Annotated in this window: 10 protein-coding genes and 3 pseudogenes; 10 read left to right on the top strand and 3 right to left on the bottom strand. The window is 69.9% G+C overall.

Annotated features, from left to right (window positions below):
• On the top strand, positions 1 to 969 hold a 969-nt coding region (locus J5F18_RS16075; protein WP_346299559.1), incomplete at its 5' end, for an oxidoreductase.
• A 3-nt stretch (positions 970 to 972) separates the two neighbouring features.
• Here the strand turns inward: J5F18_RS16075 and nudE are convergent.
• Positions 973 to 1,554, bottom strand: coding sequence for an ADP compounds hydrolase NudE (nudE, locus tag J5F18_RS16070; RefSeq protein WP_346299558.1), 582 nt, complete (start codon positions 1,552 to 1,554; stop codon positions 973 to 975).
• Between the two features lie 101 nt (positions 1,555 to 1,655).
• Here nudE and yrfG point away from each other — a divergent pair, with 101 nt between their 5' ends.
• The 8 genes and pseudogenes from yrfG to rsd all read left to right on the top strand — a co-directional run bounded on the left by yrfG (position 1,656) and on the right by rsd (position 10,205).
• Positions 1,656 to 2,366, top strand: a complete 711-nt coding sequence (yrfG, locus tag J5F18_RS16065; protein WP_346299557.1) for a GMP/IMP nucleotidase — start codon at positions 1,656 to 1,658, stop codon at positions 2,364 to 2,366.
• Positions 2,359 to 2,745, top strand: coding sequence for a ribosome-associated heat shock protein Hsp15 (gene hslR, locus J5F18_RS16060; protein ID WP_346299556.1), 387 nt, complete (start codon positions 2,359 to 2,361; stop codon positions 2,743 to 2,745). Before yrfG ends, hslR begins: the two co-directional genes overlap by 8 nt.
• Before the next feature lie 79 nt (positions 2,746 to 2,824).
• Positions 2,825 to 3,561: pseudogene (locus J5F18_RS16055) on the top strand (Hsp33 family molecular chaperone HslO).
• 270 nt (positions 3,562 to 3,831) lie between these two features.
• Positions 3,832 to 5,385, top strand: coding sequence for a phosphoenolpyruvate carboxykinase (locus tag J5F18_RS16050; protein WP_346299555.1), 1,554 nt, complete (start codon positions 3,832 to 3,834; stop codon positions 5,383 to 5,385).
• 121 nt (positions 5,386 to 5,506) lie between these two features.
• On the top strand, positions 5,507 to 6,004 hold the full coding sequence (msrB, locus tag J5F18_RS16045; RefSeq protein ID WP_346299554.1) for a peptide-methionine (R)-S-oxide reductase MsrB: 498 nt from the start codon (positions 5,507 to 5,509) through the stop codon (positions 6,002 to 6,004).
• 97 nt (positions 6,005 to 6,101) lie between these two features.
• On the top strand, positions 6,102 to 8,492 hold the full coding sequence (locus J5F18_RS16040; protein WP_346299553.1) for a Tex family protein: 2,391 nt from the start codon (positions 6,102 to 6,104) through the stop codon (positions 8,490 to 8,492).
• Between the two features lie 193 nt (positions 8,493 to 8,685).
• Positions 8,686 to 9,666: pseudogene (gshA, locus tag J5F18_RS16035) on the top strand (glutamate--cysteine ligase); the annotation flags it as partial.
• A 38-nt stretch (positions 9,667 to 9,704) separates the two neighbouring features.
• Positions 9,705 to 10,205, top strand: a complete 501-nt coding sequence (gene rsd, locus J5F18_RS16030; RefSeq protein WP_346299552.1) for a sigma D regulator — start codon at positions 9,705 to 9,707, stop codon at positions 10,203 to 10,205.
• A gap of 202 nt (positions 10,206 to 10,407) precedes the next feature.
• Here the strand turns inward: rsd and J5F18_RS16025 are convergent, their stop codons facing one another.
• The gene (locus tag J5F18_RS16025; RefSeq protein ID WP_346299551.1) at positions 10,408 to 13,476 is read right to left on the bottom strand and encodes an efflux RND transporter permease subunit; all 3,069 of its coding nucleotides are present in this window, start codon (positions 13,474 to 13,476) and stop codon (positions 10,408 to 10,410) included.
• Position 13,477: 1 nt separating this feature from the next.
• Positions 13,478 to 14,572, bottom strand: a complete 1,095-nt coding sequence (locus J5F18_RS16020) for an efflux RND transporter periplasmic adaptor subunit (protein ID WP_346299550.1) — start codon at positions 14,570 to 14,572, stop codon at positions 13,478 to 13,480.
• Between the two features lie 280 nt (positions 14,573 to 14,852).
• Here J5F18_RS16020 and J5F18_RS16015 point away from each other — a divergent pair.
• Positions 14,853 to 15,826: pseudogene (locus J5F18_RS16015) on the top strand (malate dehydrogenase).
• The last annotated feature ends 296 nt before the right edge of the window (positions 15,827 to 16,122 follow it).

Genomic DNA, 16,122 nt, shown 5'->3' with positions numbered 1-16,122 from the left:
CAGACCGGCCGGGTGCAGGCCGACCTGCCCGCGGTCGAGGTGCTGTCCAGGGCGCCGGCGCTGCTCGCGCGGCCCGAAATCGACCTGGTGGTGATCGCCACCCCCAACGATACCCACTACCCCCTGGCCAAGGCGGCGCTGGCCGCGGGCAAGCACCTGGTGGTGGACAAGCCGTTCACCGTGACCCTCTCCGAGGGGCGCCTGCTCCGGGCCCAGGCGGAAGGGGCCGAACGGCTGGTCAGCGTCTTTCACAATCGCCGCTGGGACAGCGACTTCCTGACCCTGAAGGCGCTGCTGGAAGCCGGCACCCTGGGGCGGGTGGTGGCGCTGGAGTCGCGCTTCGATCGCTTTCGACCCACGGTGACCGACCGCTGGCGCGAGCATCATCGCCCGGGGGGTGGCATCTGGTTCGACCTGGGGCCCCACCTGCTCGACCAGGTGCGCGCCCTGTTCGGGATGCCCAGGGCGATCCTGCTGGAGCTGGCCACGGTGCGCGACGGCGCCGAGGTGGACGACGAGTTCCTCTGCCTGCTGGAGTACGACGGCCTGCGGGTGACCCTGCAGGCGAGTTCGCTGGTGGCTGAGCCCACGCCACGTTTCCGGGTGCACGGCACTCACGGCAGCTACGTGACCTTCGGCCTGGACCCCCAGGAGGCGCGACTCAAGGCCGGCCAGCCGGTGGGGGAGGGGCTCGGCGACGGCGCGGCCCCGGGGCGGCTGACGCTGGCCGAGGACGAGGCCAGCGGGGTCTTCGCACGGGAGCATCCGAGCCTGCCGGGCGACTGGCCCGCCTACTATTCGGGCATCGCCGAGACCCTGCTGCACGGGACGCCCCCGCCGGTGACCCTCGACGAGGCCATGGAGGTGATGACCCTGCTCGAGACCGGCCTGGACAGCTATCGCCAGGGGCGCTGGCTGCGCTTCCGGGAGGGTGGCCTGAAGCGCCGCCTGCATGCCCCCGGGCGCTGAGCGCTACCAGAGCGGCGTGCGGGCGGGTTCGGCGCGCAGCCGCTCCCGAGCGATGAACAGCGCGGCGATGGCCCGCGCCTCGTGGAAATCCTCGCGGGCGAGCAGCGCCGGCAGCTCCTCGATGGCATGGGTCTCGACGATCAGCGGCTCCGGCTCGTCCCCGGGCAGGCGCCGCGGGTAGAGGTCGGTGGCCAGCAGCACCTGCATGCGGTGGCGCATGTAGTTGGGGGCCAGCGACAGCTCCACCAGCGGCTCGATGCTGCGTGCCCCGAAGCCGCACTCCTCCATCAGCTCGCGGTTGGCGGCGGTGACGATGTCCTCGCCCGGGTCCACCAGCCCCTTGGGCAGGGTCAGCACGTACTCCTCGAAGCCGGCCGCGTACTCGCGGATCAGCAGCACGTGCTCCGGGTCGGGCATGGCCACGATCATCACCGCTCCCTGGTCGCTGCCGGTCAGGCGCTCGAAGGTGCGCTCCTCGCCGTTGGAGAAGCGCAGCTCCAGAGACTCGACGTGGAACAGGCGGCTCCTGACCACCGACTGGCGGGCGAGGATACGGGGCTTCTGGGGCCAGCGGGACTCGGACATGGGGGCTCCGTTTCTGGGTGGGGAGGGCGCCTGATACAATACCACCCCTTGCCAGCCACCACCCCTTGCCACAACCTCTTGCCACAACCCCGGGAGTCGCGATGATCGACTGGCGCGCCATCGATACCGTCCTGCTCGACATGGACGGCACCCTGCTCGACCTGCACTTCGACAGCCACTTCTGGCTGGAGCACCTGCCGCGGCGCTACGTGGAGCTGCATCAGCTCGACGAGGCCACCCAGGAGGTGGTGCGCTCGAAGGTGCTGCACGAGCAGGGCACCCTCAACTGGTACAGTCTGGCCTACTGGAGCCGCGAGCTTGACCTCGATATCGTCGCCCTGAAGCGCGAGATCCAGCACCTGATAGGCCTGCGCAGCGACGCCCTCGACTTCCTCAAGTGGCTCAAGCAGGCCCATCCCCGGGTGGTGCTGGCCACCAACGCCGACCGGGCGAGCCTCGAGCTGAAGCTGCCGCTCACCGGCCTGGAGGAGTACCTGGACGCCATCGTCTCCTCGGCGGACCTCGGCGTGCCCAAGGAGGCCCAGGCGTTCTGGTTCGAACTGCAGGAAGTGGAGCCCTTCGATCCGGCCCGCACCCTGTTCATCGACGACAACCCCAGGGTGCTGGAGAGCGCCCGGGAATTCGGCATTCGCCACCTGCTCGGCATCAAGCAGCCCGACAGCACCCGACCGGAGAAGGAGCTCGAGGAGTTCATCGCCCTCGACCGCTTCGCGGCGATCCTGCCCGACAACCTGCCCCCGGGCCAGCGGCCGGCGGCCGGGCAGGAGAAAGGAGAGGGCGCCCATGGATAGCGTCAGGCTCGACAAGTGGCTCTGGGCGGCACGCTTCTTCAAGACCCGGGGCCTGGCCAAGAAGGCCATCGAGGGCGGCAAGGTCCACTACAACGGCGCCCGCGCCAAGACCAGCAAGGCGGTGGAGGTCGGCGCCATCATTCGCGTGCCCCAGGGCTGGGACCTCTGGGAGGTGGAGGTGCTGGCACTCTCCGACCAGCGTCGCGGCGCTCCCGAGGCGCGTGCGCTCTATCGGGAGACCGAGCAGAGCGCGGCCCGCCGCGAGCGCGAGACCGAGGCGCGGCGCCTCACCAACCAGGCCATGCAGCACCCCTTGAGGCGCCCCGACAAGAAGCAGCGCCGGGATATCCGACGCTTCAAGGAGGCCGGGGAGGAGTAGCCTTGCAGGCCGGCGCTTCACGCCCCGCGCCCTACGCTTCACTCCTCACTCTTCACTCCTCACTCCTCACAGGGACCCTATGACCGACCAGATCCAGCGTTTCCTCTTCGACGACACCAACGTGCGCGGCGAGCTCGTCGCCCTGGAGCAGGCCTATGCTCAGGTGCTCGACCGCCACGACTACCCGCCGGTGGTCAACCGCCTGCTCGGCGAGCTGCTCGCCGCCGTGGCGCTGCTCACCGATACCGTCAAGCTCGACGGCACCCTGAGCATCGAGGTGCGCGGCAACGGCGCCCTGGCCCTGCTGATGGCCGAGTCCAACCCCGGCGGCGAGCTGCGCGCCATCGCGCGGCTGGCCGAGGGCGCCGAGCCCCCCACCGACGACACCGGCTTCCTCGCGCTGCTCGGCTGGCCGCCGATGGTCGGCGCGCCGGCGGCCTGCTGCTGCAGCGCATGCCCGACGAGTCGCAGAACCAGGATCGCGACGCCTGGGAGCGCACCCTGCTCCTGGCCGACACCGTGAAGGGCGAGGAGCTGCTGGGGCTCGAACCCCAGCAGCTGCTGCACCGCCTCTATCACGAGGAGACGGTGCGGGTCTTCGACCCCAAGGCGCTGCGCTTCGGCTGCACCTGCTCCCGGGAGCGCATCGCCGGCTCGCTGGTCACCCTGGGCGAGGCCGAGCTGCGCCAGGTGCTGGCCGAGCACGGCAGCATCGATACCCAGTGCCATTTCTGTCATACCCGCTATCACTTCAGCGCGGCCGACGTGGAAGCGCTGCTGGCCGGCGGTGACGCCACGCCCCCGGTGCTGCACTGACAGGCGGCGCTGAAACGGTCGTCTGAATTGTTGCGCTGCACCATTTCGTGCCGTGAACGGTCTCCATGTTGTAGAAAAACTACATGATCTTCGGCCAAAAACGACGTTCCCCGCGGCGGGAGATTTTGCCATAATGGCGCCGTTTTTTCGGCTCGATCGCCTCGCCACAAGACGGGGCATCCGCAGCGGCGATCGATGGCAGCTACCTGCTGCGTCGTCACCGGCGCACGGCACACGAGAGAGAATCGGCCGCAAGGCCCAGGAACCGACATGACCACACCCCAAGCTTCCAAAGCCCACGTCAACCTCAGCAGCGCCGAACTCATCGAGCGGGCAGTGGCCACCGGCGAGGGCCGCCTGGCCGCCAACGGCGCCCTGGTGGTGAATACCGGTGTGCGCACCGGGCGTTCCCCCACGGATCGCTTCATCGTCGATGAGCCCTCCACCAGCGCGAAGATCGACTGGGGCAGCGTGAACCGTCCCTTCGACGCCGAGAAGTTCGATGCCCTCTGGGGCCGCGTCGAGGACTACCTGCTGGGCCGCGAGCACTATGTGTCGGAGCTCCACGTGGGCAGCGACCCGACCCACTACCTGCCGGTGCGCGTGCAGACCGAGACCGCCTGGCAGAACCTGTTTGGCCGCACCATGTTCGTGCGCCCGGAGGCCTACAACCCCTCCACCAAGGAGGAGTGGACCATCCTCAACGCCGCCGGCTTCGAGTGTGACCCCGCCCGCGACGGCACCAATTCCGACGGCACCGTGATCATCAGCTTCGCCCAGAAGAAGGTCCTGATCGCCGGCATGCGCTACGCCGGCGAGATGAAGAAAGCCATGTTCTCGGTGCAGAACTTCCTGCTGCCCGAGGCCGACGTGCTGCCGATGCACTGCTCCGCCAACGTGGGCGAGGACGGCGAGACCTGCCTCTTCTTCGGTCTCTCCGGCACCGGCAAGACCACCCTCTCCGCCGACCCGGGCCGCTACCTGATCGGCGATGACGAGCACGGCTGGGGGCCGGGCACCGTCTTCAACATCGAGGGCGGCTGCTACGCCAAGTGCATCGACCTCTCCGAGAAGAACGAGCCGGTGATCTGGAACGCCATCAAGTTCGGTGCCGTGCTGGAGAACGTGGTCCTGAACGACCGTCGCGATCCCGACTACGCCGACGACAGCCTGACCCAGAACTCCCGGGCCGCCTACCCGCTGGAGCACGTCGAGAAGCGCGTGCCGGAGAACCGCGCCGGGGAGCCCAGCGCCATCGTCTTCCTGACCTGCGACATGTCCGGGGTGCTGCCGCCGGTCTCGGTGCTCTCCGAGGAGGCCGCGGCCTACCACTTCCTCTCCGGCTACACCGCCAAGGTGGGCTCCACCGAGATGGGCTCCTCCGAGGGCCTGGCCACCACCTTCTCCACCTGCTTCGGCGCGCCCTTCTTCCCGCGCCCGGCCCGCGAGTACGCAGACCTGCTGATCAAGCGCGTCGAGGCCAAGGACGCCCAGGTCTACCTGGTCAACACCGGCTGGACCGGGGGTGCCTATGGCGAGGGCGGCGCGCGCTTCTCCATCCCCACCACCCGCGCCATCATCCATGCCATTCAGTCCGGCGTGCTGCGCGAGGTCGAGACCCGGCACATTGATGGCCTCAACCTGGACGTGCCGGTGGCCGTGCCGGGCGTCGATTCCCGCCTGCTCGACCCCCGTGAGACCTGGGAAGACCAGGCCGCCTACGATCGCAAGCTGCGCGACCTGGCCGCCAAGTTCGTCGACAACTTCAAGAAGTTCGAGGGCGTCAGCGAGGCCATCGTCAAGGCGGGTCCCAGCCTGACCTGAGCCCTTTGCCCCTTGCCCTGAGCCCCCGGCCTTCGAACCCTGGGCGAACAGGATGGTCTGAACGGGGGAGCGGCACTGCCGCTCCCCCGTTCTGCTGTCTGGCCGCCGATGGAGGCGAAGCATGAAACGACGGCACTTCCTGGGGCTGGCGGGGGCCACCGGGGCTATCGCCCTGCTGCCCGCTGCCAGCTTCGGCTTTCCCCGGCTCCGGCTCGAGGCCGCCCCGGGTCTCGAGCGTCTCGAGCTCGGCGACGACGAGTGGCGCGAGCGCCTCACTCCCGAGCAGTACTGGATCCTGCGCGATCACGGCACCGAGCCGCCCTGGTCGAGCCCCCTCGACGGGGAGTGGCGCGACGGCGAGTACCGCTGCGCCGGCTGCGACCTGCACCTCTTCGAGAGCGCCATGAAGTACGACTCCGGCACCGGCTGGCCGAGCTTCTTCGACCACGTCGAGGGCCACCTGCTGAGCCGGCTCGACTTCAGCCTGATCTGGCCACGGCTCGAGTACCACTGCGCTCGCTGCGGCGGCCACCAGGGCCATGTGTTCAGTGACGGCCCCGAGCCCACCGGCCTGCGCTGGTGCAACAACGGCCTGGCGCTCACCTTCGTGCCGGCCTGAGTCGTGGGGGGCGGGCTCCCGTCATCAAGCCTGCCGCGGACGGGGTGCTTGTGATACCTTGTCGCGATCGTTTTTCGAGCATCAGCGAAGGGGTTTCATGGACGCCACCAGCCGCATCATCACGCGCCTCGCCGAGGAGCTTTCCGTTCGCCCGCAGCAGGTCTCGGCCACGGTGGAGCTGCTCGACGGCGGGGCCACCGTGCCCTTCATCGCCCGCTACCGCAAGGAGGTGACCGGCGGGCTCGACGACACCCAGCTGCGTACCCTGCACGAACGGCTCGGCTACCTGCGCGAGCTGGAGGAGCGCCGCGCGACGGTGCTGGCCGCGATCGACGAGCAGGGCAAGCTGACCGAGGAGCTCGCCGGGCTGATCCAGGCCGCCGACACCAAGCAGCGCCTGGAAGACCTCTACCTGCCCTACAAGAAGAAGCGCCGCACCAAGGCCCAGATCGCCCGGGAAGCGGGCCTCGAGCCGCTGGCCGAGGCCCTGCTGGCCGACCCCTGCCTGGAGCCGGAGGCCGAGGCGGCCAAGTACCTCCGTCCCGCCGAAGGCGATATTCCCGCCATCGAGGATGCGAAAGCCGCATTGGATGGGGCAAGGCAGATCCTGATGGAGCGCTTCGCCGAGGACGCCGAGCTGGTGGGCGGCCTGCGCGAGCGGCTGTGGCAGGAGGGCGAGCTCAGCGCCCGGGTGATTCCCGGCAAGGAAGGCGAGGGCGCCAAGTTCGCCGACTACTTCGAGCATGACGAGAAGCTGGCGAAGACGCCGTCGCACCGGGCGCTGGCCATGTTCCGCGGCCGCAACGAGGGCGTGCTGACCCTGGCCATCAGCCTCCCCGGCGAAGAGGAGGCGCCGATCCACCCGGCCCAGGTGGCCATCGCCCGCCATTTCAGGATCCGCGACGAGGGGCGTGCCGCCGACCGGTGGCTGGCCGACGTGGTGCGCTGGACCTGGCGGGTCAAGCTCTACACCCATCTCGAGACCGAGCTGCTGGGTCGGCTGCGCGAGGCCGCGGAGCTCGCCGCCATCGAAGTCTTCGCCGCCAATCTCAAGGACCTGCTGCTGGCCGCCCCGGCCGGACAGAAGGCGACGCTTGCCATCGATCCGGGCCTGCGTACCGGCTGCAAGGTGGCGGTGGTGGATGCCACCGGCCAGTTCCTGGCCCACGCCACCATCTATCCCCATGCGCCGCGCAACGCCTGGGACGCCTCGCTGGCGGAGCTCGCCAGGCTGGTGGAGCAGCACGACGTGGCGCTGATCGCCGTGGGCAACGGCACCGCCAGCCGCGAGACCGACCGCCTGGCCGGCGAGCTGGTCAAGGCCTTTGCTTCAAGAACCGGGGCCGGCAAGCGCTCGCTCGCCAAGGTGATGGTCAGCGAGGCGGGCGCCTCGGTCTACTCGGCCTCCGAGTACGCGGCCCGGGAGCTGCCCGAGCTCGACGTCACCATCCGCGGAGCCGTCTCCATCGCCCGACGCCTGCAGGACCCCCTGGCCGAGCTGGTCAAGATCGAGCCCAAGTCCATCGGCGTGGGCCAGTACCAGCACGATGTCTCCCAGGTGCAGCTGTCGCGCAGCCTCGAGGCGGTGATCGAGGACTGCGTGAACGCCGTGGGGGTGGACCTCAACACCGCCTCCAGCGCGCTGCTCTCCCGGGTGGCGGGGCTCTCATCGGCGCTCGCCGAGGCCATCGTCGCCCGGCGCAACGCCGCGGGTGCCTTTCGGAGCCGCAAGGAGCTGCTGGAGGTGAGCCGCCTGGGTCCCAAGACCTTCGAGCAGTGCGCCGGTTTCCTGCGCATCATGAACGGCGATAACCCCCTGGACGCCAGCGCCGTGCACCCGGAGGCCTACCCCCTGGTGAAGCGCATCGCCGAGCGCAGCGGGCGCGATCTCGGCAGCCTGATCGGCGACAGCGCCACCCTCAAGGCGGTGAAGCCCGCCGACTTCGCCGACCAGCGCTTCGGGGTGCCCACCGTCAGCGATATTCTCGCCGAGCTGGACAAGCCAGGCCGCGACCCGCGCCCCGAGTTCAAGGCCGCCGAGTTCCGCGAGGGGGTGGAGACCCTCAAGGATCTGGAGCCCGGCATGATCCTCGAGGGCAGCGTGACCAACGTCACCCACTTCGGCGCCTTCGTGGATATCGGCGTCCACCAGGATGGCCTGGTGCATATCTCGGCGCTCTCCGATAAGTTCGTCGAGGACCCGCGCTCGGTGGTCAAGGCCGGCGATATCGTCAGGGTCAAGGTGATGAGCGTCGACCTCCCGCGGGCGCGCATCGGGCTCTCCATGCGCCTCGATGACCAGCCCGACGAGGCGGGGGGCGAGCCGGGCCGTGGCAGGTCGGGTCGCGGCGGCGGCGAGCCGCGTCGTGGCGGGGGCCAGCCCGCCCGTAAGCCGAGTCAGTCGGCGTCGACCAAGCGAGAGGCCGGGGCGGGGGGGCAGCTCGGCGCCCTGGGGGAGGCGCTGCTCAAGGCCAAGCAGAAACGCTAGCCACGCGCGGCGGGCCATGAACGTCGAGCCAGCCTGGCTGCCCGCGGCCCGCCGCCGGAATCCAATAGCCGGCTAAACTTTGATTCCGGCCTGACAGGCACCATAATCTGCCATTTCCGGGCGCCTCGGGCGCCCGTCTCACAAGGAAGAAGTGCGTCGCCCGTGACGGCTTCCACGACATGGGGTGTTCACCTTGTCCGACTCACTCGCCACCCTTATCGCGCGCCTCGAGGGGCCCGCCCGCCAGGGGCAGTTCAGCCGCCTGCGCCGCGGCCTCGAGAAGGAGGGGCTGCGCGTCGACCCCGCGGGGCGCATCGCCCAGACGCTGCATCCCGCCGCGCTGGGCTCCAAGCTGACCCACCCACATATCACCACCGACTACTCCGAGGCGCTGCTGGAGTACATCACCCCGGTCTACGGTCGACCCGCCGATGCCCTGGCCTTCCTCGGCGACCTGCACCGCTTCAGCTATCGCTACCTGGGCGACGAGCTGATCTGGCCGGCCAGCATGCCCTCGCGCCTGGCCGGCAACGGCAGCGTGCCCATCGCGGACTACGGCTCCTCCAACGTGGGGACCATGAAGCGGGTCTACCGCCAGGGTCTCGACGTGCGCTACGGGCGCATCATGCAGGCCATCGCCGGGGTGCACTACAACGTCTCCCTGCCCGACGACCTCTGGGCGCTGCTGCGTGAGATCGAGGGCGCCGGCGACACACCGATGGGCGACTACCGTTCCCAGCGCTACTTCGGCCTGATCCGCAACTTCCGCCGCCACAGCTGGCTGCTGCTCTACCTGTTCGGTGCCTCCCCGGCGCTGGACCGCAGCTTCCTCGACGGCCGCGAGCCCTCCAGCGCGCTCGAGGCCCACGGCGCCGAGACCCTGGTGTCGCGCTATGCCACCAGCCTGCGCATGTCCGACCTCGGCTATCAGAACAAGGTGCAGGCGCAGCTGAAGATCTGCTTCAACTCGCTCTCCAACTACGTGAACACCCTGCGTCATGCGATCTCCACGCCCTGGCCCGCCTACGAGGCGCAGGGCGTCAAGGCCGGGGACGAGTGGCGCCAGCTCAACGCCAATATCCTGCAGATCGAGAACGAGTACTACAGCGACGTCCGCCCCAAGCGGGTCGCCCGCCACGACGAGACCCCCAGCCAGGCGCTGGAGGCCCCTGGCCCCACCGAGCTGGCTCCACCAAACGAAGGGAGGCCCCCATGCTGGAAGACTGCAAGAGCGCCCTGGAGCGCTGGGGCGGCGTGCACCGGCTGATCGACCGCTGGCTGGACGAGCGCCGCGAGCTGCTGGTCCACTTCGTCGAGCTCAAGGAGGCCTGCGACGCGGAGCTGGAGGCGGTGAGCAAGGCGCAGATCGATCGCTTCAGCGAGCTCTTGATGGACTACATCAGCGCCGGCCACTTCGAGATCTACCCCCAGCTGCGCGAGGAGGCCAAGGCCTTCGAGGACGGCTCTGCCCTGGCCCTGGCCGACAGCCTGCTGATGCGGCTGGAGATGTCCACCGAGCTGGTGCTCGCCTTCGACGCCGAGTACGAGAGCCCGGGACGCGTGCGCCAGCACCTCGGCCGGCTGCCCGCCTGGCTCGAGCGCCTGGCCCACGGCCTCACCGAGCGCTTCACCCTCGAGGACCAGCTGATCGGCCGCGTCCATGCCGCCCACGCCCCCGATGCCGCCCGCGCCGAAGCCGCCGCCCGCCTGTAGGAGTTGGTCCGACATCTCGGCGATTTATCGCGCGAGGCGGTAGGGAGCCAACGCGCGCAACGCCGCGAATCGCCGGATAAATCCGGCTCCTACGGGGTGGGGTGGCGCCATTCATGTTGTAGGAGAGCGATTTATCGCGCGATGCGGTAGCGCTCCAACTCCAACGCGCGCAACGCCGCGAATCGCCCGACAAGTCGGGCTCCTACTGGGCGGTTCGTTTCTCGAAGCGCCCGCCCATCACCAGCAGGCAGGGCGTCAGCAGCAGCGTCAGGGCGGTGGCGAAGGTCAGGCCCCCGGCGATGGCGCTGGAGAGCTGGGTCCACCACTGGGTCGAGGGCGCGCCGATCCCCAGGCTCGGCGCGAACAGGTTGACGTTCACCCCCAGCACCATCGGCATGAGCCCCAGTACCGTGGTCACCGCGGTAAGCAGCACCGGGCGCAGGCGCAGCCCGCCCGCCTCCAGCGCGGCCTCGAAGGACGAGAGCCCCTCGCCGCGCAGCTGGTTGTAGGTGTCGATCAGCACGATGTTGTTGTTCACCACGATTCCCGCCAGGGCGATGATGCCCATCCCCACCATGACGATGCCGAAGGGCTGGCCGTTGACCAGCAGCCCCAGCAGCACCCCCGCGGTGGAGAGCACGATGGCCGAGAGCACCAGCCCCGCCTGGTAGAGGCTGTTGAACTGGGTCACGAGTATCAACGCCATCAGCCCCACGGCTACCAGGAAGGCGGTGGTGAGGAACTGGCTCGCCTCCTGCTGCTCCTGCTGCTCCCCCGCCACGTTGACGATTACCCCCTGCGGGGGGGCGCCCGCCGCCTCCAGCAGCGCGCGCAGCCGCTCGTCGGCGCGATAGCCCTCCGCCACGTCGGCCTCCAGGGTCACGGCGCGGCGCCCGTCGATGCGGTGCAGGGTGCCCACCTTGGGGGCCGGCGTCACCTCCACGAAGTTGGCGATCGGCACCTGGCCGCGGGGGGTATGCAGGCTCAGCCGCCCCAGCTGGTCCAGGGAGCGGTAGCCCGCCGGCAGGCGCACGCGGATGTCCACCTCGTCGCTGACCCCGGCGGGCCGGTAGCTGGCCACCTGCAGGCCGGTGGTGATCAGCTGCACGGCGCTGCCTACCGTCGCCACGTCGGCGCCGAAGCGCGCCGCCGCCTCGCGGTCCACCATCACCCGCCACTCCACCCCGGGCAGGCTGCGGTCGTCCTCGATGTCGCGAAAGCCGCCCAGCTCGCCCATCAGCTCGCGCAGCCGGGTCACCGCCTGGTCGGCGGCGGCATCGTCGTGGCCGCTCACCTCCAGCACGATGGGTTTGCCCTCGCCGGGGCCCATCTCCTGCTCGCGGAACTCCAGCACCACCCCGGGCAGGCCGGCGGTGCGCTCGCGCATCTCCTCGAAGATCGCCGCCACCGGGCGCCGCTGCTGCCAGTCGATCAGCTGGAACTGCAGCACGCCGATCACGTCGCCGCCGAGGGGCTGGCTGGGGCTGGCGAAGGAGCGGGCGTAGAGCGCCTCCACCTCGCTCATGCCGGAAAGCCGCGCCTCCACCCGGCGCACCACGGCGTCCTTCTCAGCCGCGGAGAAGTCGCCCCGGGCGCGCACCAGCACCTGGGCGCTGTCGGGCTCCACGGCGGGGAAGAACTCCACCCCGTGGTTGAAGCGGGCGTAGGCGGTGTAGATCAGCGCCAGCAGCAGCAGGGCGACGAGCAGGGTCATCCCCGGCATGGCCAGCAGCCGGGCGAGCAGGGCGCGGTAGAGCCGACCGCCGGCCGTCACCTGGGCCTCCGGGGGAGCGGGGCGCGTGGCGCGCACCCCGAAGACCCCGCCCAGGGTGGGCAGGAACACCAGCGCCATGGCCAGCGAGGCGAGCAGGCAGAGGATCACCGTGGCCGGCAGGTACTTCATGAACTCGCCCACCACCCCGGGCCAGAACAGCAGCGGCACGAAGACCGCAAGTGTGGTGGCGGTGGAGGCGATCACCGGCCAGCTCATGCGGGCGGCGGCGTTGACCCAGGCCTCCCGGGGCGCCTGGCCCTGGCGCAGATTCCGATCGGCCAGCTCGCTGACCACGATGGCGCCGTCCACCAGCAGGCCGGCCACCAGGATCAGCGAGAAGAGCACCACGATGTTGAGGGTGTAGCCCAGGCTCCAGATCAGCAGGATGCCGGTGAGGAAGGCGCCAGGGATGGTCAGGCCCACCATCAGGGCGCTGCGTACCCCCATGGCGGCCAGGATCACCACCAGCACCATCGTCACGGCGGTGAGCACGTTGTTGAGCAGCTCCTCGAGGATCTCCTCCACCATCTGGGACTGGTCCATGATGGTGGTGACCTGGAGCCCCTCGGGAACCAGGCCGCCCGCCGCGTCGAGCAGCTCGCGCACCTGCTCGACGGTGGCGATGATGTTGGCCCCGGCACGCTTGGAGATCTCCAGCACCAGCGCCGGCTGGCCATCGATGCGGGCGAAGCCCTCCGGGTCCTTGAAGGTGGGGCGGATCCAGGCCACGTCGCCGAAGGTGACCACCCGGTCGCCGTCCACCTTCACCGGCATGCCCATCACGTCCTCGAGGCGCTCGATCACCCCGGGCACCTTGAGGGCCAGGCGTCCGGCGCCGGTGTCGAGGCTGCCCGCCGCCACCAGGCGATTGTTGCGACTCACCAGGGTGAAGAGGCTGTCGAAGTCGACGCCGTAGCTGTCCAGCACCAGGGGGTCGACCACGATCTCCAGCAGCTCCTCGCGGTCGCCGCCGATGTCCACCTCGAGCACCTCGGCGATCCCCTCGACCTCCTCCTTGAGCCGTCGGGCGATGGCCAGCCGCTGGCGCTCCTCCAGCCGGCCGGAGAGGCCGATGGAGAGCACCGGGAAGAGCCCCACGTTGACCTCCATGACCCGCGGCTCGTCGGCCTCGGCGGGCAGCTCGGCGCGGGCGATGTCGACCTTCTCGCGCACGTCGGAGAGCGCCTGGTCGGGATCGAAGCCGGCGTCGAACTCCAGCGTCACCGCGGCATGTCCCTCGCCGGCCAGGGAGGTCAGCTTGCGCAGCCCCTCGATGCTGCGCAGCTCCTGCTCCATGGGTCGCACCAGCAGCCGCTCGCCGTCCTCGGGGCTGACCCCCTCCAGCGCCAGCGACACATAGATGATGGGGATGGTGACGTCGGGGTTGGCCTCCTTGGGGATCGCCTGCCAGGCGGCCAGACCGGCGAGCAGCAGCCCGGCCAGCAGCAGCAGGGTGGTGCGCGAGCGATCCAGGGCCGCCTCGATCAGGGCGCGCATCTCAGAGCGCCTCCGCCGCGGGCTCGGCCGCCACCGCCTCGACCCGCTCGCCCGGCGCCACCAGCCCGCCCCCCAGGGTGATCAGTCGCACCCGCTCGGGCAGTCCCACGACCCTGGCCTCCTCCGGGACGGCATCGACCAGGGTCACCGCCGTGAGTAGCACGCGGTCGTCGTCGTCCAGATGCTTCACCGCCAGGCGGCCCTCGTCGTCCAGCTCCAGCAGGGCAGGGGAGAGGCGGTGCACCCGGCGCTCCGGCAGGGTGACCACCAGGGTGGCGCTGGCGCCGGCCAGGCGTCGCCTCTCGGGGTTGGCGACCTGGGCCTCCACCGCGAAGCTGCGCGCCTCCTCCTCGGCGCGCCGGCCCACCAGGCTCACCTCCCCCTCGAGCCGCGAGCCGTCCAGCAGACGCAAGGTGGCGGGCAGGCCGACCTCGAGCTCCTGGGCATCGCGCTGGGGCACCCAGGCCCGGGCCACCAGGTGGGTATCGTCCACCAGCCGGCCGAAGGCCTCGCCGTCCTGCGCCAGGTCGCCGAGCTCGGCGTCGAGGCGATCGAGCACGCCGGCGAAGGGGGCCCTGGGGCGGGTGTCGTCCAGCTGGCGGCGCAGCGTTGCCACCTCAGCGACGGCGCGGGAGACGCCGCTCTGCAGGCGCAGGAGGTCGGTGTTGGAGATCAGTTCGCGGCGGCGCAGGTCATCGGCGCCGGCCAGCTCGGCGCGGGCCAGGGCCAGCTCCGCCTCGGCCTGCTCGAGCCGTGCCGGCAGCTCCTCCCGGGCCAGCTCGAGCAGCACCGTACCGGCCTCGACGCGGCTGCCCGCGGCGATCGGCAGCGCCTCGACGCGCCCCGTCTGGCGGACGCGCAGGGTCAGCTCGCGGTCGGCCGTCAGGTGGCCCTGCAGCACCAGCCGCGGGGCATGGGGCTCGGCCACGCGGGTGACTACCTCGACCCGGGTGGCCGGCTCTGCCACGGCGGGTTCGCCCTCGGGCGGCGCCTCCTGGAAGCGCTGCAGGTCGCCGAAGGCCAGCCAGATCCCCAGGGCCAGGGTAACGGCGACGGCCAGCAGCGGAGGCAGGGGAGGGCGTCGGCGGCGTACCATGCGGTGTGGTCCATCAGCGGGCATGAAGCGCCAGCATACTACCGTTGCGCTTCGCTTGTGAGGAGTGAGTCGTGAGCGCGCTACGCGCTTGTGAGTAGTGACCCCTCGCCCTTCGCCCCTTGTTCCTTGTTCCTCGCCCCTCGCCCCTCCGATCTAGGTCGCATTGAGTTTTGTGCACTGCGGGCATACCATCTTGCCGGTTTGAAATCCGGCCCGGCGGCGCGCCCGGCGGGTCCCTCCTCACGGCGACAACCCGTGCGTTGACAACCAAGGAGCATCCATGAAACAGCCCGTCCGTATTGCCATCACCGGCGCTGCTGGTCAGATCAGCTACTCCCTCGCCTTCCGCATCGCCTCCGGCGACATGCTGGGCAAGGACCAGCCGGTCATCCTGCAGCTGCTCGAGATCACCCCGGCCATGGAAGCCCTCAAGGGTGTGGTGATGGAGCTGAACGACTGCGCCTTCCCGCTGGTTCAGGACATCGTCGCCACCGACGATGCCAACGTCGCCTTCAAGGGTGCCGATTTCGCGCTGCTGGTGGGCGCCCGCCCGCGCGGCCCGGGTATGGAGCGCAAGGACCTGCTGGAAGCCAACGCCGCCATCTTCTCCGTGCAGGGCAAGGCGCTCAACGACAACGCCAGCCGCGACGTCAAGGTGCTGGTGGTGGGCAACCCGGCCAACACCAACGCCTTGATTGCCTCCTGCAATGCACCGGACCTGGATCCCAAGCAGTTCACCGCCATGACCCGCCTGGACCATAACCGCGCCCTGACCCAGCTGGCCCAGAAGGCCGGCAAGCACGTCACCGACGTCGAGAGCATGATCATCTGGGGCAACCACAGCGCCACCCAGTACCCCGACATCGCCCACTGCAAGGTGGCCGGCAAGCCGGCCGCCGAACTGGTCGAGCGCGACTGGTACGAGAACACCTTCATTCCGGACGTGCAGCAGCGCGGCGCGGCCATCATCAAGGCCCGCGGCGCCTCCTCTGCCGCTTCCGCCGCCTCGTCCGCCATCGACCATATGCGCGACTGGGCGCTGGGCACCAACGGCCAGATCGTCAGCATGGCGATCCCGTCCGACGGCAGCTACGGCGTCGAGCCGGGCATCATCTACTCCTATCCGGTCACCTGCGAAGGCGGCCAGTACGAGATCGTCCAGGGCCTTGCGCTGGACGACTTCAGCAGAAGATGAAGGCCACCGAAGACGAGCTGCGCGAAGAGCGCGCCGCCGTCGAGCATCTGCTGGGCTGATCGCCCTTCGGGCAGCGCCTAGCGCCCAGCTAGCTAGCAACGGGCGGTAGGTGCCGAGGTAGAAAACGAGAAACCCCGCCGGGCGCGATACCCGGCGGGGTTTTGTTGATTAATCGCCAATTGGAGTGAAATCGCAGTGTGGGAGCTCGGGTTCCCCGACGGTTCGACGCCTCGACGAATGGCGCCGAAGGCGCCCGGGTGGTGTTGCCAATCTTCGGCAACTTCCGCCGGGAGGCCTGCGGCCTCCATTCGCCCGGGGGACCCGGCCTCCCACCACGGCTCCCCAGTAAAGGGGC

The organism is Halomonas sp. BM-2019 (assembly GCF_017584085.1).
This window is presented reverse-complemented; position numbering and strand designations above follow the sequence as displayed.